Here is a 20288-nt window from a genome sequence, read left to right as displayed (position 1 = left end):
ACGTTTCATCCTCTCTCAAAACTCTAATAACTTATCCAGACCGACGGTGAGCCCCTTAAGGCTCCGTACCTTTTCTGCTGCCAGCACCACACCGGGCATAAAGGATTCACGATTCAGTGAATCATGACGAATGGTCAGCGTCTGTCCCAGGCCGCCAAAGATAACCTCCTGATGGGCAACATATCCCGGCAGGCGCACACTGTGAATGTGCATACCTTCATAGTCAGCGCCACGGGCACCAGACAGCTTTTCCTTCTCCTCGGGATGGCCCTGTTTGTGGGCAGCACGCACTTCGGCAATCATCGCTGCCGTCTGCACCGCCGTACCGGAAGGAGCATCCAATTTCTTATCATGATGCAGTTCGATGATTTCCACCTCAGGCATATACTTTGCTGCCTGTTTGGCCATGACCATCATCAATACTGCCCCAATGGCAAAATTCGGCGCGATAAAGGCCGGCGTATCATTTTCCTCTGCCAGTTTCCTGATATCAGCCTTCTGTTCATCACTGAGACCCGTTGTCCCCACCACTGGCGACACCTTGGCCTGCAGAGCCGTAATGACATTACCATAAACCACATCTGGACGGGTGAAGTCAATCATAACCTCCGGCTGCAAACGGGCCAAAGCAGTTTTCAGGTCCGTTTCCACCTTCACGCCATTTGCCCCGACACCAGCCAGTTCGCCGGCATCAGCACCGCCTGTTATATCCACGGCGCCCACCAGTTCCAAATCCTTTGCTTCAGCCACAGCCTTGAGCACTGCACGCCCCATCCGGCCGCAGGCTCCATTAACCAATACTGTTGTCAAAACGCACGCCTCCTATGCCAATCAAAACTAGATTTATTGTATACTATGTCTATCAATTATGTCAAGTTGTTCTTAAGGAAAACACATTAGGTATCCGTGATATTTTCAAACTGCTCTTTGTACTGCATGGCCAGAATCGGCAGAATATCGTGACGTTCCGCCGCATCCTGCACCGTTTCCTGTGCGGCCTGCCGAGCCTTCAGCAGAATATCCATATCGTTTAAAACATCGGCAATTTTCAAATCCGGCAGACCATGCTGCATGGAGCCAAAGAACTGTCCTGGGCCGCGCAGGCGCAGGTCTTCCTCAGCCAGTTTGAATCCATCTGTCGTATCAGCCATGATTTTCAGCCGTTCCCGGGCATTTTCCGTTTTCATTTCCGACACCAGTATACAGTAGGACTTATACTGCCCACGGCCAATACGCCCCCGCAGCTGGTGCAGCTGCGCCAGGCCAAAGCGTTCGGCATTCTCGACGACCATAATACTGGCATTGGGAACATTTACCCCGACCTCGATAACCGTTGTCGATACCAGCAGCTTTAACTTATTATCGTAGAAGTCCTGCATCACCTGCTCCTTATCGGCCCCCTTCATGCGGCCATGCACCAGACCGCAGGGCATATCACGGAAGATACCATGCACCAATTCATCATATACTTCCTCTGCCGACGGCAGATTGCTTTCCTCATTGAGCTCAATCAACGGACAGACGACATAGGCCTGACGGCCGGCCTCGAGCTGTTTATGCACGAAGTCGTAAATAAGCGTACGCCGGTCCGGCTTGCGTACAAAAGTAGCAATAGGCTGACGTCCCGGCGGCAGCTGCTGAATCAGCGACACATCAAGGTCGCCGTAAACCGTCAGCGTCATCGTACGCGGAATGGGAGTAGCTGTCATCACCAGCACATCAGGTGTCAGGCTGCCCTTCTTCTCCAGTTCCGCCCGTTGGGCAATGCCAAAACGGTGCTGTTCGTCCGTTACCACCAGTCCCAGTTTGGCAAATTGTACGCCTTCCTGTATAAGCGCATGCGTGCCGATGACGATATCCACTTCCTGCGCCGCAATGGCTGCATACATTTCTTCCCGTTTCTTTTTCGTCAAGCGCCCCGTTAAAAAGCCCACGCGTATGCCCAGCGGTTCCAGCTGCCGGACAAAGCCTTCGTAATGCTGGCTGGCCAAAATTTCTGTAGGCGCCATCATAGCTCCCTGATAGCCGTTTTCCACAGTCTTTACCAGCGCCAGCATGGCAATAACAGTCTTGCCCGAACCCACGTCACCCTGCACGAGCCGCCGCATAGGCAGCGGACTTTCCATATCCCGCGCGATTTCCTGCCAGGTTCGCGCCTGGTCGCTTGTCAGTTTAAAGGGCAGGCTGTCCTGAAATTTTCGCACCAGCTCACTGTTCAGCAGGTGACGAATCCCCTGACTATTTTCCCGAGCCTGCCGTTTAAGCAGGAGCAGACCGCACTGAATAAGATAGAGTTCTTCAAAGGCCAGCCGCTGTCTGGCCTGTTTTAACTCCGCAAAATCAGCTGGAAAATGTATCCCCTTAAAGGCTTTGGCCCGTGACAGCAGGTCATAACGGCTCACAACACCTGCAGGCAATAGTTCTGCAATTTCCAAATCCGCGGTCAGAAGATTTGCCAGCAGCTTGCGGAAAAATTTCTGATTCATCTTTTCCGTTGCATGATAAACCGGCATAATCCCGGTCAGCTGTTCCGGCTCCTCAGCGTCATCTAAAATCTGAAAGCCGCTTAACTGGCTCATGGCAAACTGTCCCCGGCCGCCATAAGCATAGGCTGCCTTTCCCGTGACAAACACCCGGCGTCCGACCTTCAGCTTGTCCTTCAGATACTTTTGATTGAACCAGGTAACCTGCAGCATGCCTGTACCATCACCAATAAGCGCTGTCAGTATGGACATGCCCCGACGGCCGCCCTGCCTGTCCATCAGGTTCATAATGGTGCCGGACACTGTGGCCCGCTGACCGGCCTGCAGCTCAGCTATCGGTGTCAGGACACTCTGGTCCTCATAAGTACGGGGAAAATAAGTAAGCAGGTCATATACAGACTGCAGTCCCAGCCGTTTTAACTCTGCCAGTTTCTTTGGCCCCACACCTTTTACATATTGCAATGAATCCGTAAGTTTCAAAAAATCACACCCAAAATATCATACTGCCTAATTATTCTCTTAAAATATTTTTATTCCTGCCATGCACATACAGAAAAAGCCCTCCTCGAAAGGAAGGCTTTCTCCTTATAACGCCGTTGTTCCAGTTTTGCCATAGGCAAAACTTCCTCTTGGCGTTTCAACGAGGCGGGAGATATGATCGCCACCTGTTTTGGTATTCGTGCCCCCACCTGCTGAGGTGGGGGACATTTTCTTGCCTCGTTATATGGCCTTAAATTCTTCTTCTGCGTAGCCATACCGGGCTGTCAAACGATAAATCAAGCGGCTGTCCTTAAGTCTGCGAATGGTAATGTGGTCCAAGTCACGCAGCATACTCTTGATATCCATAACCGCAGCCATGCTGCTGATGTATTCGGCCGCCCGTTGCAGCGTCATCTTATGACGTTCCGGGGCAGCAGCCCCGACATGATAAATATCCATGCAGACACGTTCCTCCATATCTGCACAGACACGGCACAATTCCGGTTCCCAGGAATTGCTGATCTTCTTGACCCGTTCTCTGCAATCTTCCAAAAAAAAGATTCCTCCAAATACTTATTCAACATGTTCTATGATAACAGTTATGTTGATTGCAGTCAAGACAGTGCGCTTGACATTACCTTTACACTGCTATTATTCAGTTTTTAGGCATAGCCAGCCGCAGGGCATCGCCGACAGTTTCCGCCCCGTACAGCTTAATTCCGCTAATCTCCGCCCCCAGCTGACGATAATTTTTCATGGGCAGAATCACATGCTGAAAGCCCAGGCGTTTGGCCTCATTGATACGCACATCGGCCTGTCCTACAGCCCGTACCTCCCCGGAAAGACCTACCTCGCCAAAGACAATAGTCTTGGGGCGCAGCTGCCGGTTAGCAAAGCTGGAGGCCATCGCCACACAAATGCCCAGGTCCGCAGCCGGTTCATCAATCTTAATACCTCCGGCTACCTTCACATAGACGTCACAGGCGCCAACCTGTAAATGCACACGCTTTTCCAGCACCGCCAAGAGCAGCTGAATACGCTTGATATCCACAGAATCTGCGGTGCGCCTAGGCGGTACGTAAGGCGTTGGTGCCACCAGAGCCTGCAGTTCCACCAGCAAGGGGCGTGTACCTTCCACGGTAGGGATAATAACCGTACCACTGTCCCCCTCCCTGTCAGACAGGAAGAGCTTGGAGGCGTCCGGCACGTCAACGAGCCCTACATCGCGCATTTCAAACAGGCCCAGTTCATTCGTACTGCCAAAACGATTTTTCACGGCACGCAAAACACGGTACTCGGCATTGCGCTCCCCTTCAAAGTACAGCACCGTATCCACAATGTGTTCCAAAACCCGGGGGCCGGCTAAGTTGCCGTCTTTGGTCACATGGCCGATAACAAACGCCGCAATGCCTTTGCCTTTGGCTATCCGCAAAATGTCCACCGCACACTCGCGCACCTGCGAAACACTGCCTGGGGCACTTTGCACCTCGGGCTTGAATACCGTCTGAATCGAGTCGATAACCAAAAGTTCCGGCTGTGTATTTTCTATATGTGCCTCTATTGTTTCCATGTTGGTTTCACTGACCACATACAGCTTATCAGCCAAGGCACCCAGCCGGTCACCGCGCATACGTACCTGCCGGGTGCTTTCTTCGCCGGTAACATACAAAACCTTGCGCCCGGCCCTGGCCACGTCAGCACAGACACGCAATGTCAGACTGGACTTGCCCACCCCCGGGTCACCGACAATCAGTACCATGGAACCGGGAATTACACCGCCGCCCAGTACCCGGTCAAGCTCACCTGAGCCCGTGGCAAAACGCGGCAAATCCTCAATCGCTACCTCTGCAATCGGCTGGGGCTTTTGACTGTCAGACAGGCCCAGCCGCAGGCCGCCAGCCCCGCCGGCATTATTTTCCGGTGCTATTACCTCTTCCACCATGGTATTCCAGGCTCCGCAGCCCGGGCATTTCCCCATCCATTTTGCTGATTCATAACCGCAGTCCTGACAGACAAATACCGATTTTTTCTTCTTGGCCAACTATCATCCATCCTTAATAAAATCATTTAAAGAATACCGACTTACCGATAAACTCCCGTAAAATTGAGTTATTAGGGATATCATCTTCCGCCGTAATATCATCAAAATACTGCAAAATATCCAACAGCCGCTTGGCATTAGCATGTTCGGGAATATCCTGCGGTATCGACTGCAAAAGCGGCTGGGCATAATGCTTTAATATCCCCAGTTCATAAATCAGGGCGGAATTAAACATCACATTTGCTTCTTCCTGATAGGGGAAAATGTTTTTTTCCTCCCCTTCCCGTACCGAGGCCCACTGTTTTAATGTTTTTAACGCGCCAAATCCCCGGAACTGATAATCCCGGACCATACGCCGAATCAATCTGGCATCTGTCGTGGAAATACGGTTATGCGCGTCAATATTCAGCTGCGTCAGCGCACTGATATAAATCTTAAACTTCCGGCTATGCGGAACGTACTCACTGAGGCGCTCATTCAGGCCATGAATGCCCTCCACAATGATAGGCTGATTCCTGGTCACTGACATATGCCGTGACTCATCCCATTCCCGCAGCCCGGTGAGGAAGTTGTACCGCGGTATAATTATTTCCTCGCCAGCCAGCAAAGCCAACAGGTGCTGGTTAAAGAGTTCGAGGTCAATGGCCTCCAAGGCCTCAAAATCATACTCACCATTTGCCTTTTTTGGCGTTTTTTCCCGGTCCACATAATAATCATCCAATGATATGGACACCGGCACCAGCCTGTTTGCCCGCAGCTGTACCCGTAAACGCTGGGCAAAAGAAGTCTTGCCGGAAGAAGATGGCCCGGCAATCAAAATCAGCCGCAAATTGCCCTTATTGTCAGCTATATGATCAGCAATCTGGGAAATACGTTTTTCCTGCAAGGCCTCGGACACGCGGATAAGCTCACTGATATCCCCATGCCGGTTGATACGGTTTAAATCCGGTACAAAATTGCACTGCACAGCCGCCGCCCATTCCTTGGACTCTGCCAGTATCTGACTGAGTTTGGGCTGTGGCAGTCGTTCCCTGACCTGCCCCTCAGTATCCATATCGGGAATGCGCAGCAGGATGCCACCGGCCTCAAAATCCAGGGCGAATCTGTCCACGCTGCCCGTATGGCCTATCATTACACCATAAAGATAATCATAAAAATCACCGCACTGGTACAGACTGACCTTGTCCATCTGCAAGGAGGCAATCAGATTGGCTTTTTCAATCTGACGGTTGTTCTTGAAAATACGCACGGCCTGTTCCCTGCTCATCTTCATTTTGACAATGGCCTTATCCTCGCTGATTATCTCACGCATACGCGTTTCTATACGTCCGAGTTCGTATTCGTTCAGACCGCCGTTAAAATGCAACAGTTCACAAAACAGTCCCTTGTTGGCACTGAACTTTGCCACCACTTCCGCTGACGGATATAGCTCATGCACCGCCGCAAACATGATAAAGAGCAAGGTCCGGCGATATATCCGCCAGCCCCAGGAGCTGTTCATCTCGATAAACGAAATAACACTGTCCGCATCTACTTCACTCTGTAAATCGCGGATTTCGTTGTTGACCAGACCGGCCACAATTTCACTGTCATAATCCCTTTGTGCTGCCTGCGCTAATTCCTTTAATTCAACCATCTTCGCCATGGTCCAACACCTCCTTATGTGGGAGTCCTTGCACAAAAAAGACTCAAGTATTACTACTATTGTAACACTTGAGTCCTGTTTTTGCTATATAATTGTGTGAAAATTTTGCGTTTACATAAACAAGCATACAAGTTTGTAAATACCGGCCCCCATCAGTGCCGTACAGGGAATGGTAAGCACCCAGGCCATGACCATCTGCTGAGCCACGCCCCAGCGCACAGCATTAAGGCGCTTGGCAGTACCCACGCCCATAATGGAACCGGATACCACGTGGGTGGTGCTGACCGGTAAATGCAGCAACGTAGCACCGAAGATAACAATCGAAGAATTCAAATCTGCGGCAAAGCCGGAAATCGGCTCCAGCTTAAAAATCTTACCGCCGATGGTTTTGATGATACGTCGTCCGCCCATGGCCGTACCGAGTGCCATAGCCGTAGCACAAAGAACCTTAACATAGGTGGGAACCTCAAACGCACCAATATAGCCGCCGGCTACGAGTGCCAGGGTAATGATACCCATGGATTTCTGGGCATCGTTGGAACCGTGGGAAAAGGCCATCATCGCAGCCGAAAGAATCTGCATCTTTTTAAACTTATGATTGACCGCCGAGGGACTAAAGCCGCCGAATATCCGGAACAGCAGCAGCATTACGATACAACCCGTACAAATTGCCAGTATCGGCGAACCAATAAGCGAGATAACAATCTTGCCTATGCCCCAGAAGTTCAGTCCCTGCTCACCTACAGACACCATGACAGCACCGATAATGCCGCCCACCAAAGCATGGGAAGAACTGGAGGGCACAGCAAACCACCAGGTCAGGATATTCCAAATAATGGAACCGGCCAAAGCGGCAATCAATACATGCTCATCAACCATCTTAGCGGAACTGACGATATCTGCGCCGATGGTCTTAGCCACGCCGGTACTATACATAGCCCCTAAAAAGTTCAGCACTGCCGCCATCATGATGGCATAGCTGGGATGAATAGCCCGGGTAGATACTGCCGTAGCAATAGCATTAGCCGTATCATGAAAGCCATTGATGAAGTCAAAGAGCAGAGCCAGGGCAATAACCGTGAATATTAACAGCTGTAACTCATGCATACTTCATTACCACTCCTCGAATCATGTCAGATATCTTCTCACAATGATCCAGTGTGTCTTCCAGCTTTTCCAGTATATCCTTCCATTTGATAAGTTCAATGGGGTCTTTTTCCTTCTCGAATAAATAAGCCACTTCATGGCGGTACACGCGGTCGCCTTCACTTTCCAGCTGGGCAATTTTATGAGTGGCATCGAGTATCTGCGCCTGATTTTTACGAATATCCTTTAACAAGGAGAAAGCGCGAATAATTTCTTCCGTAGCTTCAATCAGCAGCTTGGTCAGGGACACTGCCCCGGTCATAGCCTTGCCAGTGCGATACATAACAATGCGCTGTAACGTCCCTTGCAGGTAATCCACGCCATCATCAAGGCCATTAGCCAGTGCATAGATATCTTCCCGGTCAATCGGGGTAATAAATGTCATATTAAGCTTATCGATAATTGCATCATTGATTCTATCGGCTTCATGCTCCAAATCCATGATTTCCTTTACCTTGTCCGTGGCCTTGCTATAGTCAAGCATAACCTCGTCCATCATCAGCGCGCCTTTATAAAAGTATCTGGCACTGTCCACAAACAGGTCAAAGAACTCACTGTCTTTCTTCTTGAATTTAAACATATTGTTTTGCGTCCTCCCGAAAGAAATATCACATACACACAATTTTACTATAACATCATTTCTATACCTGTTCAACCGCAAATTTTAAAGCACGTGAAAAAAGGAACCAATCCTTTCTAATAAATAGAAGAATTGGCTCCCATAGTAAACTATATTACCAGTTTTCTACTGCCTGCAGGGCTTTGAGAACTTTTTCCGCTACACCGTGCATCTTGGCCTCCGGCACGCAGCAGGCGGCCACGCGCACACCAGCCTTTAAAGGCACAGCAAAAATCAAATCATCATGCAGTTTGTTGCAGACAGCCTGAGGGTCAGCCGCCGGTACCGACAGGAAGAAACCGCCATTATAGGGCAGCGCCGGCAGCCCGCAGGCCTTGGCCTCCGTCATGAACACCTGGGCGCGCTTTCTGATGGTCTGATAGAAACTGTCGCGCTCAGCCTCATACTGACGGCGCAGTTCTTCATCCTGCTGAATCTTCACCAGCGTCAGCATAGCACCACGGTTGATATTGGACCAGGTAGCACGGCTCGTGTATTTATTGATATCCTGGAATTCCGTAATAACTTTTTCACTGGCAGAAACCGCCACCAGTGCACCGGTACGCTGACCATAAGCCGTGTACCCCTTGGACATGGAGAAGGAGAACATTACGAGCACATTTTCCGGCAGGTTGCTGAACTTTTTCATAAAGCGGCGAGTTTCATTCTTCTCCCCGGCAAAGTCAATGTAAGCAATGTCCACCAAAATGCTCATCTTCTTGCCTTGGGCGGCGTATTTCTTGGCCAGAGCCAGCACCTGGTCCCAATCCTCTTCCGTCAGGCTGAAACCTGTTGGATTATGAGCCGGCGTATTGATGATAACCAGCAGGCTGTCCTGCTCCTTGTAAATCTCCGCTACCTTGTTAGCATAAGCGGCGATATTGAAGTTATTAGCCTCATCAAAGAGTTTGTAATTTACTAATTTGCAGCCGCATTCATTACAGATTACGTTATAAGTACCCCAGAACCAGTCAGACGTCAGTACCTTCGTGCCGCGTTCCACATAGTTGGCTACAGCATGATGAATGGCCCCGGTACCGCCTGACGTAGCGCATGATGCGATGAAACCTTCCGGGCGATTGTCAGCAAAGACCAGCTTTTCTACTTCCGCCAGGTATTCCGGCACACCGGCAATCGGTGCATAACGGAAGTAATCCTCCGCGCTGAGGCTGCGGAAAACTTTTTCCACCGTAGGCAATACGGCAATTTTGCCGGCATCGTCCATCATCATACCGATGGTGGCATTGGTCACTTTATCCAGGCCATATTTCTCTGCCGCTTTGTTGCAGGCCGCCGTGGCTCCAAAAATCGCATCCCGTAATTTCTTAGTTGCTCCGTGGCTGGCTGCCATTGTCATAAGCAAGCGCTCCCCTCTGATGTACAAAACTCATTCACTACTTAGGTAATTCTTTTCACAGATAATATCATAACTGTTTATTATTGTCCTGTCTACCCGTACAGCTGTATGTATACAATATTTTTTCTAAAATGTATATTAAACTGTGACAAAACAAGCCGTCCCCACGGACGGCTTGCCATTAGTCATTTATTTTTTAGGAAAAAACTCATCATGAATAGCATTTACAGCCTCTTTAAGCTGTGCGCCCTTAATCAGGCAGGAAATGCTGATTTCCGAAGTGCTGATGATGTCAATATTGATACCCTTGGCAGACAGTGCACCAAACATACGGGCTGCTGTACCAGGATTCCCCAGCATGCCGGCACCAACGATGGATACCTTGGCCACATCTTCTTCAATCAGTACGGCCACGGCACTGAGCTTGTCAGCTACACCGTCAACCACCTTTTTGGCCTGGGCCAGGTCACCGGCAGCTACGGTAAATACCATATCCGTAACATTCTTTTCGATATTGCGGATACTCTGTACAATCATATCCACATCGATATTGGCATCAGCCAGAGCAGAGAAAATCTCATGGGCAATGCCCGGCGTGTTAGGAATACCCAGCACGGCAATCTTCGCTACTTTTTCATCATGGGCTACGCCACGAATCACAAAATCTTTATCTTCCATCGTATAATCCTCCCTTATAAACGTACCGGCTTCAGTTGTAAACGTAGAACGCACATGGATAGGAATACCAAAGTATTCACCCATTTCCACAGAACGAGGCTGCATAACGCCGGCACCCAGACGGGCCATTTCCAGCATTTCATGATAGGTAATCTCGTTCATTTTGCGTGCGCCCGGCACGATACGCGGGTCAGCGGAATACACGCCATCCACGTCGGTAAAAATCTCGCAGGAATCCGCTTTCAGGGCACCAGCCAAAGCCACTGCCGAAGTATCAGAACCGCCGCGGCCCAGCGTTACATAGTCACCAGTTTCATCAGCTCCCTGGAAACCGGTTACCACAACAACCTGTCCTTTGTCCAGTTCCTTATGCACACGTTCCGGCGTAATATCGACAATCCGTCCCTTGGTATGGACATCATTAGTCTTCATGCCTGCCATCGGCCCCGTCAGGGATACCGCCGGCTGTCCCAGCGTATTAAAGGCCATAGCCATCAGCGCTGCTGACTGCTGCTCACCCGTGGTCAGGAGCATATCCATTTCCCGGGTATACTGATACGGATTTTTGTTAATACCTTCTGCCAGGGCAATTAAGTCATCCGTAGTATCACCCATGGCGGATACTACCAAAACTACTTTATCCTCTGGCCGTTTTTCGCCCAGCACACGCTTGGCAATATTCATGATTTTTTCCGTGGTCGCTACGGAGCTGCCACCGAATTTTTTTACAATAAGTGCCATGACTCTCCCCCTAAAATATCAGCAAAACATAAGTCCGCTTTGCCAAAACGACTCCATTACATAATGAAGGTTTGCATTTTTACCATGTTTTGACTGTTTAATCGTAACATATTATAGCGTAAAAAAAGACGGTTGTCTATAAATTTTCGCCGTTTTATGTAAAATTGTTCATTTACAACAAACACATCGTGATTATTACATTACAACTTTGCTTATATTACAGCATTTTTGTATACAAAATGATAAAAACCAGCCGACATCGATTGTAACCAACTAATTATTGGACATACGTCCCTTTTGTGCTATATTATTACAGATATGTTTTACCCATTCATTTATAAGGAGTGTATCATTTTGCAAAATCGTACCATTGGCGTCAGTGAGCGCCTGCCGCTGCTCTCCACCCTGCCCTTATCCCTGCAGCATCTGTTTGCCATGTTCGGCTCGACGGTGCTGGTGCCTATTCTCTTTCATGTGAATCCGGCCACCGTTCTGCTTTTTAATGGTATCGGCACCCTGCTTTACCTGACGCTGTGCAAAGGCAAAATCCCCGCTTATCTCGGTTCCAGTTTTGCTTTTCTTTCCCCTGTATTTCTGGTTTTGGAAAAATACAGCTACGAGGCGGCCTTAGGTGGTTTTATCGCCGTAGGTATCGTATTCTGCCTGGTTGGCCTTATCGTAAAGCTGGTTGGCACGCATTGGATTGACGTCCTCTTCCCGCCGGCAGCGATGGGCGCCATTGTAGCTGTTATCGGTCTGGAGCTCATGCCCACGGCCGCCGACATGGCCGGCCTGACGGGCAAGGGTGACAACACGACCATTTTCGTTTCGCTGGCCACACTGGCAATTACGATTTTCGCCTCTGTCGCCTGCCGCGGTTTCCTGGCCATTATCCCCATTCTGCTTGGTGTGGTTGGCGGTTATATCATCGCCGCTTTCTGTGGGCTGGTTGACCTGTCAACTGTGGAAAGTGCCCCCTGGTTTGCCCTGCCTACCTTTTACAGCCCGGAATTTAATTTCGACGCCCTCATGATTATTCTGCCGGCAGCCCTGGTGGTTATCGCCGAACACGTCGGCCATCTTATTGTCACCGGTAATATCGTCGGCAGTGACCTGACCAAGGACCCGGGCCTTGACCGCTCCATTCTCGGCAATGGTATCTCTACCATCATTTCCGGTTTCTTCGGTTCAACACCTAACACTACCTACGGTGAAAACATCGGCGTGCTCGCTATCACCAAGGTATTTTCCACCTGGGTTATCGGCGGTGCTGCTGTCTTTGCCATCGTTCTGTCCTGCCTGGGCAAACTGGCTGCCCTGATTCAGAGCATTCCCACACCGGTTATGGGCGGCGTTTCCCTGCTGCTCTTCGGCGTTATCGCCGCCTCCGGTATCCGAGTGCTGGCTGAAAGCAACATTGATTACAACAATCCCATCAACCTGATGCTCACAGCTATCGTACTGGGCCTCGGTGTTTCCACCGCCAGTGTCACGCTGGGCACTGTTACCCTGAAGGGCATGTCCCTGGCCACGGTGGTTGCCATCATCCTGTCCCTGGCCTTCCAGTTAGTCGGCAAAATTCATCAGCCCGTAGAAAACGACTTAGCTGATGATGACCCGCGCAACGCATGACACGCATAACAGTAACGCTTGACAACGCCTTGACGACAATGCCCGTCAAGGCGTTTTTAAAGGCGCAGCAAGGCATTTCCAATACCATTTGGAAACGAATAAAAAATTCCGGCACATTTGCCATCAACGGAGAAATCTGCATCGCTGCCCGGGCAACAGTCAAAACCGGCGACATCATAACTTATGATATTCTGCGCCCCAGTGATGTAATCCCCGAAGATATTCCCCTTGAAGTATTGTACGAAGATGAATATCTTCTTATAGTTAACAAGCCGGCCGGACAGCTTGTTCATCCCGTGCCCAAGGAAAACAGTGGCACGCTCGGCAACGCCGTCCTGCACCGGTATCTAAAACACGGGGAAACCCACGCCTTCCACCCCGTTCATCGGCTGGACAGAGATACCAGCGGACTCGTGCTCATTGCCAAGGAGCCGCAGGTACAATACCTGCTCTCCCCCAAAGGTGCGAAAAAGTTTACCCGTCAGTATCTGGCGCTTATTGCCGGGACCCTTTCCCCGGCCGCCGGCACGGTTGACGCCCCCATTGCCCGGGCGCTGCCCAGCATCATTCTGCGCAAGGTTTCCCCTGAGGGCAAGCCTGCCCGTACGCATTACCGCACGGTCAAAAGCAATGGCGAGCTTTCCTTAATCGAGCTGACCTTAGAAACAGGCCGTACACATCAAATCCGTGTCCACATGGCGCACTTAGGCTGCCCATTACTCGGTGATGATTTATACGGCGGCAGTCTGGACCTGCTGCAGCGCCAGGCGCTGCACGCTTATCGCTTGCACTTCATTCATCCGATAACCGGCGAAAACATTGATATCGAGGCCCCACTGCCACCAGATTTACATCGAATTGTATCGTCTTTATAAAGCCTTGCTATTATTTGGAAAATTTTTCGCCCTGCCTATACACCAGAAGTATTTTCTATGATATAATAAATGAGGTTCAACAAAAATTTTGAACAAGATTCATTAGGGGGTAATGAAAAATGCCATTAGTTGGAACTAAAGAAATGTTCAAGAAAGCTTACGAAGGCGGCTACGCTATCGGTGCTTTCAACGTCAACAACATGGAAATCGTACAGGGTATCACGGAAGCAGCTGCTGAGCTGAACTCCCCGGTTATCCTGCAGGCATCTGCCGGTGCTCGTAAATATGCAAAGGGCCCGTATCTCCGTCACCTCGTTGAGGCTGCTCTGGAAGTTAACGATATTCCCGTTGCTCTGCACCTCGACCATGGCGCAGATTTCGAAACCTGCAAAGCTTGCATCGATGACGGTTTCACTTCCGTAATGTTCGATGGTTCTCATTATGACTTCAAAGAGAACATCAAACGCACTCAGGAAGTTGTTGCTTACGCACATGAACATGGTGTTTGCGTAGAAGCTGAGCTCGGCAAACTGGCTGGTATCGAAGATGACGTTAAGGTTGCTGCTCATGAAGCAGCTTACACGCAGCCGGAAGAAGTTGAGGAATTCGTCAAAGAAACTGGCGTAGACTCCCTGGCTATCGCTATCGGTACTTCCCATGGCGCATTCAAATTCAAGCCGGAACAGTGCACTCGCAATGCTGATGGCGTACTCGTACCGCCTGAACTCCGTTTCGATATTCTGGCTGAAATCGAGAAGAAGATCCCTGAGTTCCCGATCGTTCTCCATGGTGCTTCTTCCGTTATTCCGAAGTACGTTCAGATCATCAACGCTAACGGCGGCAAGCTGGACGATGCTGTTGGTATTCCTGAAGACCAGCTCCGCAAAGCTGCTAAATCCGCAGTTTGCAAAATCAACATCGACTCTGACCTGCGTCTGGCTCTTACGGCTGGTATCCGTGAGCACTTCATGGCTCATCCGGAACACTTCGACCCGCGTCAGTATGTTGCTGATGGCCGTTCCTACATTAAGGAACTCGTTGAGCACAAGATTAAGGACGTTCTCGGTTCCGATGGCCGTGCTCCTGAAATCATGGCTCTCATCAACGCAAAATAATTGCTTGATTAAACGCCAAAAAGACTTCCTGAAACTTCGGTTTCAGGAAGTCTTTTTTACATAACAGGGAAAAAGAAGGAATTTTATCCGTCCATGAAGAATATATAATCTCAGGTTACCAATCAACGCGCGTCCTCCACCGGTCTTCCCCTTTATGCAGTTAGACCGAAAGACGCTCGCGTTCCCCTTCTGCATGCGATGCGGCCACAGCCGCATCGCTTTTTTTATTTAACGGCGGAAACGTGATTTTAATGCCAGTGTAATAAAGAACACCCCTGCTGAAATCACCACAATCGTGGCCCCGGCGGCCATATTCCAATAATAGGCCAGCAATAGTCCCATCAATCCTGCTCCCAAGGCAATAAGTACCGACAGCAGCTGATAGGCTTTGACATTATTGGTCACATTACGCGCTGCGGCTGCCGGCAGTACCAGCAGGGCATTGATAATCAGAATACCTACCCATTGAATACTGATGGCCACCACCACCGCCAGAATGGCAGCAAACAGGCTCTCCACCCAAAAGGTATTTATCCCCCGGCTGCGAGCAAAGGCGGAGTTTAAAGACAGTACCAGCAAGCGGTTAAAGAGCAGAGCCCATCCTCCGAGCACTACTAACACCACCAGCAGCAGGGCCTGTAAGTCCTCTGCCGTAATGCTCAATACATCACCGATTAGATAGGAAGAAAACTTATTAAAGCCGCCGCCATGACTCATAATCATCAGGCCCAGGGCAATAGCTGTGGAGGAAAACACACCGATAATGGTATCGGTAGAGGCCGTGCTTTTGTTCTTTATATAGGTAATAAAGACAGCAAACGCCACCGAGAACAGCACAAGCGACACGAGCGGTGATACAGCACCGAGCAATACGCCAATGGCAATACCTGTAAAAGCGCCATGTCCCAAAGAGTCCGAAAAGAACGCCATGCGGTTGCTCACCACCATGGTACTGAGCAGGCCAAACAAAGGCGTTACCAAAAGAATTGCCAGGAAGGCATGTTTCATAAATGTATACCTGGCCCAGTCAAAGGGCAGGAGCATATCCATAATGCTATATAGTTCCATCATTAGCTCTGTCCTCCCATCACCGTGCCGGCCAGCAGGCCAAAGGTCTTCTGCGTCCGCTCGTCCGCAAAAACTTCCTCCGGCGTGCCGCTGGTGATAACACCTTTATTCAGCAGTACCACCTGGTCAGCATGTTTAGCCACCATGTTGAGGTCATGGGAAATCAGTAAAATAGCCATGTCTTCTTTCTCACGCAGTTCAGCCAAAATCTCATAGAACAGTTCCAGGCCGTTTTGGTCGACCCCGGACACCGGCTCATCAAGCAGCAGCAAGTCCGGCAGGGGGTCCAGGGCCAGCGCCAGCAGTACACGCTGCAGCTCGCCGCCTGATAATGCCCCCAAGCGCCGGTCAATTAAATGTTCGGCATGCACACGTGCCAGATTTTTCAGCACCCGGGGCCGCATTTTCCGCCCCGAAGTCAGCCACACCGGCTTGTCCGTCAGACAGGCCAAGAATATATCCATGACACTGATAGGCGCACTGACGTCAAACCGCAGATACTGGGGCACATAGCCGATAATCGGCTGGCCGCTGCGCCGCCCTTCGGCATCAGCATAATGCAGCTGTCCTTTATGGGGCACCTCCCCCAAAATGGCTTTCAGCAGTGTGCTTTTGCCGGCACCATTAGGGCCAATCAAGGCCGTCAGCTGTCCACAATGCAGGTGAATATTAACATCGGCAAAAATAGTCATATTGCCGGCTGTCACCGTGAAGTTTTCGATTTTCGTGCAGCAAAGCTTGGCACAGTCCGTGCAGGACGCCGCCTTGTGATGCAAGATATTTTTAAACACAGCTACTCCTCCATTATCATTAGCTTATTGGGGGGAAAATATACTTCAACCAGTGACGGCCTGCCCATTTTCTCCCATACAGGCTTGGGCAGTTCCCAGCGCAGCGCCACTCCCGTAGTATGCGGCACGCGCAACATCACCAGATAGGAAAACACGTCTTCCACCACCTGGACTACCTCCATGGTAAAGGTGTTTGCCTGTCCTGCCTGTCCCAGTTCCATATAATGTGCCCTTATGCCCACATATTTTATCTTGTCAGGCACCGGACTTTGCACCGTCAGGGGCAGCTGCCAGTCCAGCGCCATTATTTTTTGACTGTCAATTTTCTGCGCGGCAGATACATTCTTACAGCCCGTGAGCAGGGCCGCAGCCAAGGTATCAGGATTTTGAAACAAGTTTTCCCGGCAGCGCGGCTGTTGCAGCTGCCCCTGCGCCAGTACCGCAATTTTCCCAGCCAGACGATAAGCCTCGCCGCGGTCATGCGTCACCAGTATAGCACTGCGTCCGGCCAGTGTTTCGCGGAGCACCTGCTCCAACTGCCATCTAAGGTAAGTGTCCAGCGCGGACAGCGGCTCATCGAGCAGCACCAGTTCCGGCTCCGCGGCCAGCAGCCGCGCCAAGGCAGCACGCTGCTGCTGCCCGCCGGATAGTTCCCGGGGATAAGCAGCTTTTACGTCCGCCAGCTTAAACCGATGCAGGTGTTCCTGTACTTTTTGCGCTTTTTCTGCCGCACCGCCCGGTGTCACAAAGGCAATATTTTCCGCCACGCTCATATTGGGAAACAGGGCATAATCCTGAAACAAATAACCCACACGGCGGTCCTGAATCCTGACATTTATCCCCTGGGTGCTGTCAAATAAAGTACGCCCGTTTAAGACAATGCGCCCCTCGTCCGGCGTTTCGATGCCGGCAATACATTTAAGCGTCATGCTCTTGCCGCTGCCGGAGGCGCCTAATACAGCCATCACCTCATCGTGCAGCGAAAAATCAGCCCGCAGGGTAAAATCGCGCAGTTTCTTCACTATCTGAACCGTCAGTTCCATAAGCCCCTCCCCCGTGGCTGGCGGCTTTGCCACCAGTTCAGCAGCAGGACAAATACCAGGGAAAAGCAGCCGATAATAACAGTCCACCGCCAGGCCAGCGCATAATCATTGGCCTGTACCGCCGCATAAATCGCCGTGCTCATGGTCTGCGTAACCCCGGGGATATTCCCGGCAAACATAATGGTAGCGCCAAATTCCCCCAACGCTCTGGTAAAAGACAGGACCACGCCGGCCAGAATGCCGCTCCGGGCATTGGGCAGCAGCACATGCCAGATAAGCCGCCATTCCGATACTCCCAAAGTACGGGCGGCATTTAAGATATTGCCGTCAAGCTGCTCAAACGCCCCCCGCGCCGTACGGTACATCAGCGGCAGGGAAACTGCCACGGCCGCTATAACCGCCGCCTTCCAGGTAAATACCAGACTGATATCAAACTGCAGCAGAAAAGTTCCCAAAGCACTGCGCCGGCCGCAAAACAGCAGCAGGAAAAAGCCCACCACCGTGGGCGGCAAAACCAGCGGCAATGTAATAAGGGCATCAGCCAGCCCCTGCCAGCGGTTCATCCGCAATACCAACAGGGCCAGGCCAATGCCGCTAAAGAACGTTATCACCGTTGCCAGACCTGCGGTTTGCAGGGATATAACCAGTGGTGTCAGTTCCATAGTTTCATCCTCTTATTTGACGCCAAAACCATAGCGTGTAAAAATATCCCGGCGCTGCGCCAGATACGCTAAAAACGCCTGCGCCTCCTGCTTATGCCGGCTCTCCTGTAAAACAGCTGCCGGGTAAACAATGGGCTTATGTGAACCAGCCGGAGCCTTCGCGGCAACCTGCACCTTGTCCGAATGCGCCGCGTCTGTCGCATAGACAATACCACAGCCTGCATTGCCGGATTCCACCCAGGCCAGCACCTGCCGCACATCTGTACCGAAAATAGCCTTGCCTTGCACCTGTTCCCACAGGCCCAGATTGCGCAAAACTTCTTCCGCATACTGCCCCACAGGAACACTGCGCGGTTCTCCCAGAGCTACCTGCGGCACGCTCTTATCAGCCAGCTGCGTAAAATCAGCTAGGCCGCTTGTATCCTGGCGTGGCACAATCAGCACCAGTTCATTTTCCAGCAGGTCACGGCGGCTGCCTGCGAGCAGCAGACCGGCCTGTTCGAGCCTGTCCATCTGCCCGGCTGCCGCCGATAAAAACACATCTGCCTGACCGCCGTTTTCGATGGCCTGCTGTAAAGCGCCGGAACTGCCAAAATTAAAGACAAGTTTTACCTGCGGGTGTTCAGCCTCATAGGCGGCAGCAGTTTCCTGCAGTACATCGGTAAGGCTGGCAGCCGCTGCCACATGCAGTTCAACTTTATCGGCAGCGGACTTTTTTTCTGTGCCGGCACAGCCTGCCCCCAGCAGGCACAAGCCGCAAAGCAGCCCCACCAAAAACTTCCGCATTAGCATGCTCATAAATGCCCCCATTTTACTGGCGGTGAGTTTCCTCCAGGGCCTGCAGTTCCTTATCCCGTTCAGCTTTGGGCTGTTTTGTCTTTAAGAACATGGCATCACCAAAGGAGAAAAATCTGTACTTCATTTCCACAGCCATCTTATAGGCCTCTAAGACAAATTCCCGGCCGGCAAAAGCACTGATAAGCATAATCAGTGTGGATTTTGGCAGGTGGAAATTGGTGATAATGGCATCAACAATCTTGAAGTCATAACCAGGATAAATGAAAATCTGCGTCCAGCCGCTTTTAGCGCTAATCTGGCCCATACCGTCCGCTGCCGATTCCAAAGTGCGGATACTCGTAGTACCCACGGCAATCACGCGATGACCGGCAGCCTTCGTATCCATGATAAGTTTAGCCGTTTCCTCCGGCACATTATAAAATTCCTTGTGCATATCATGCTTTTGGATATCTTCCACATTAACGGGACGGAATGTACCGAGCCCTACATGCAGGGTGACAAACCCCAGGTTGACGCCCATATCCTTCAGTTCCTGCATCTGCTCCTTGGTAAAATGCAGGCCGGCCGTCGGTGCTGCCGCCGAGCCTTCTTCACGGTTATACACCGTCTGATAGCGTTCCTTATCTTCCAGCTTTTCATGAATGTACGGCGGCAGCGGTGTTTCCCCTAAGCGGTCGAGGATTTCCTCAAAAATTCCCTCATAGGCAAATTCCACAATCCGGCCGCCAAAATCGGTATGGTCCGTAACCGTACAGCTGAGCTCATCGCTGAAGTTAATCTTATAGCCCGGCTTGGCTTTCTTGCCCGGTTTCACGAGCGTTTCCCAATGCGTGCTGTCAATGCGCCGCAGCAGGAACACTTCCACCTTGCCGCCAGTCTGGTCACGGTGTCCGATAAGCCGTGCCGGCATAACCCGGGTATCATTAAAAATCAGGGTATCACCCGGTTCAACATATTCCTTGAGGTCATAAAAATGGCGATGTTCAATCGTCTTATCCTCCGGATTCAACACCATCAGCCGCGAGGCATTTCGCGGTTCAATGGGTACCTGGGCAATCCGTTCTTCCGGCAGTTCATAATCAAAATCAGACAGTAATAACATGTTTCAATCCTT

The 20288-nt window shown here is 50.8% G+C and carries 18 protein-coding genes; 3 read left to right on the top strand and 15 right to left on the bottom strand.

What is annotated here, in order from left to right:
• Positions 1-15 precede the first annotated feature (15 nt).
• The 9 genes from dapB to DL94_RS0100835 all read right to left on the bottom strand — a co-directional run bounded on the left by dapB (position 16) and on the right by DL94_RS0100835 (position 11190).
• On the bottom strand, positions 16-810 hold the full coding sequence (dapB, locus tag DL94_RS0100875; RefSeq protein ID WP_028128513.1) for a 4-hydroxy-tetrahydrodipicolinate reductase: 795 nt from the start codon (positions 808-810) through the stop codon (positions 16-18).
• Between the two features lie 86 nt (positions 811-896).
• A complete protein-coding gene (gene recG / locus DL94_RS0100870) occupies positions 897-2963 on the bottom strand; it encodes an ATP-dependent DNA helicase RecG (protein WP_028128512.1) in 2067 nt (688 codons plus the stop codon).
• A 240-nt stretch (positions 2964-3203) separates the two neighbouring features.
• The gene (locus tag DL94_RS0100865; RefSeq protein ID WP_028128511.1) at positions 3204-3515 is read right to left on the bottom strand and encodes a hypothetical protein; all 312 of its coding nucleotides are present in this window, start codon (positions 3513-3515) and stop codon (positions 3204-3206) included.
• A 103-nt stretch (positions 3516-3618) separates the two neighbouring features.
• Positions 3619-5004 carry a DNA repair protein RadA gene (gene radA, locus DL94_RS0100860; RefSeq protein WP_028128510.1) on the bottom strand — a complete coding sequence of 462 codons (1386 nt, stop codon included), beginning with the start codon at positions 5002-5004 and terminating at the stop codon, positions 3619-3621.
• 22 nt (positions 5005-5026) lie between these two features.
• Complete coding sequence (locus DL94_RS0100855) at positions 5027-6640, bottom strand: nucleoside kinase (RefSeq protein WP_369793681.1); 1614 nt, start codon at positions 6638-6640, stop codon at positions 5027-5029.
• Positions 6641-6760: 120 nt separating this feature from the next.
• On the bottom strand, positions 6761-7756 hold the full coding sequence (locus tag DL94_RS0100850) for an inorganic phosphate transporter (protein ID WP_028128508.1): 996 nt from the start codon (positions 7754-7756) through the stop codon (positions 6761-6763).
• Entirely contained in the window at positions 7749-8375 is a 627-nt protein-coding gene (locus tag DL94_RS0100845; protein WP_028128507.1) for a DUF47 domain-containing protein, read from the bottom strand. Before DL94_RS0100845 ends, DL94_RS0100850 begins: the two co-directional genes overlap by 8 nt.
• Positions 8376-8529: 154 nt before the next feature.
• On the bottom strand, positions 8530-9771 hold the full coding sequence (locus DL94_RS0100840) for an aminotransferase class I/II-fold pyridoxal phosphate-dependent enzyme (RefSeq protein WP_081798726.1): 1242 nt from the start codon (positions 9769-9771) through the stop codon (positions 8530-8532).
• 189 nt (positions 9772-9960) lie between these two features.
• The gene (locus DL94_RS0100835; protein WP_028128505.1) at positions 9961-11190 is read right to left on the bottom strand and encodes an aspartate kinase; all 1230 of its coding nucleotides are present in this window, start codon (positions 11188-11190) and stop codon (positions 9961-9963) included.
• A gap of 354 nt (positions 11191-11544) precedes the next feature.
• Here DL94_RS0100835 and uraA point away from each other — a divergent pair, with 354 nt between their 5' ends.
• From uraA to fba, 3 genes are all read left to right on the top strand, one after another.
• Positions 11545-12822, top strand: coding sequence for a uracil permease (uraA, locus tag DL94_RS0100830; RefSeq protein ID WP_028128504.1), 1278 nt, complete (start codon positions 11545-11547; stop codon positions 12820-12822).
• Entirely contained in the window at positions 12819-13697 is an 879-nt protein-coding gene (locus tag DL94_RS0100825) for an RluA family pseudouridine synthase (RefSeq protein WP_028128503.1), read from the top strand. The genes uraA and DL94_RS0100825 overlap by 4 nt, the downstream gene beginning before the upstream one ends.
• Before the next feature lie 119 nt (positions 13698-13816).
• Positions 13817-14812, top strand: coding sequence for a class II fructose-1,6-bisphosphate aldolase (fba, locus tag DL94_RS0100820; RefSeq protein WP_028128502.1), 996 nt, complete (start codon positions 13817-13819; stop codon positions 14810-14812).
• A 228-nt stretch (positions 14813-15040) separates the two neighbouring features.
• On the opposite strand, the gene DL94_RS0100815 is transcribed toward fba, so the two are convergent.
• Genes DL94_RS0100815 through queA form a run of 6 tightly spaced genes read right to left on the bottom strand, consistent with a single transcriptional unit; the run spans position 15041 to position 20276 of the window.
• Entirely contained in the window at positions 15041-15880 is an 840-nt protein-coding gene (locus tag DL94_RS0100815; protein WP_028128501.1) for a metal ABC transporter permease, read from the bottom strand.
• Positions 15881-15882: 2 nt separating this feature from the next.
• A complete protein-coding gene (locus tag DL94_RS13825) occupies positions 15883-16671 on the bottom strand; it encodes a metal ABC transporter ATP-binding protein (RefSeq protein WP_037371026.1) in 789 nt (262 codons plus the stop codon).
• Between the two features lie 2 nt (positions 16672-16673).
• Entirely contained in the window at positions 16674-17714 is a 1041-nt protein-coding gene (locus DL94_RS0100805) for a sulfate/molybdate ABC transporter ATP-binding protein (RefSeq protein ID WP_028128500.1), read from the bottom strand.
• On the bottom strand, positions 17705-18376 hold the full coding sequence (modB, locus tag DL94_RS0100800) for a molybdate ABC transporter permease subunit (RefSeq protein ID WP_028128499.1): 672 nt from the start codon (positions 18374-18376) through the stop codon (positions 17705-17707). Before modB ends, DL94_RS0100805 begins: the two co-directional genes overlap by 10 nt.
• A 12-nt stretch (positions 18377-18388) precedes the next feature.
• Entirely contained in the window at positions 18389-19168 is a 780-nt protein-coding gene (gene modA, locus DL94_RS0100795; protein ID WP_028128498.1) for a molybdate ABC transporter substrate-binding protein, read from the bottom strand.
• Between the two features lie 19 nt (positions 19169-19187).
• On the bottom strand, positions 19188-20276 hold the full coding sequence (queA, locus tag DL94_RS0100790) for a tRNA preQ1(34) S-adenosylmethionine ribosyltransferase-isomerase QueA (protein ID WP_028128497.1): 1089 nt from the start codon (positions 20274-20276) through the stop codon (positions 19188-19190).
• Positions 20277-20288 lie beyond the last annotated feature (12 nt).

The sequence above is a fragment of the Selenomonas sp. AE3005 genome (genome assembly GCF_000686945.1).
GTDB lineage: Bacteria > Bacillota > Negativicutes > Selenomonadales > Selenomonadaceae > Selenomonas_A.
The sequence above is the reverse complement of the archived record's forward strand: the minus strand, read 5'-3'. Positions and strand labels throughout refer to the sequence as shown.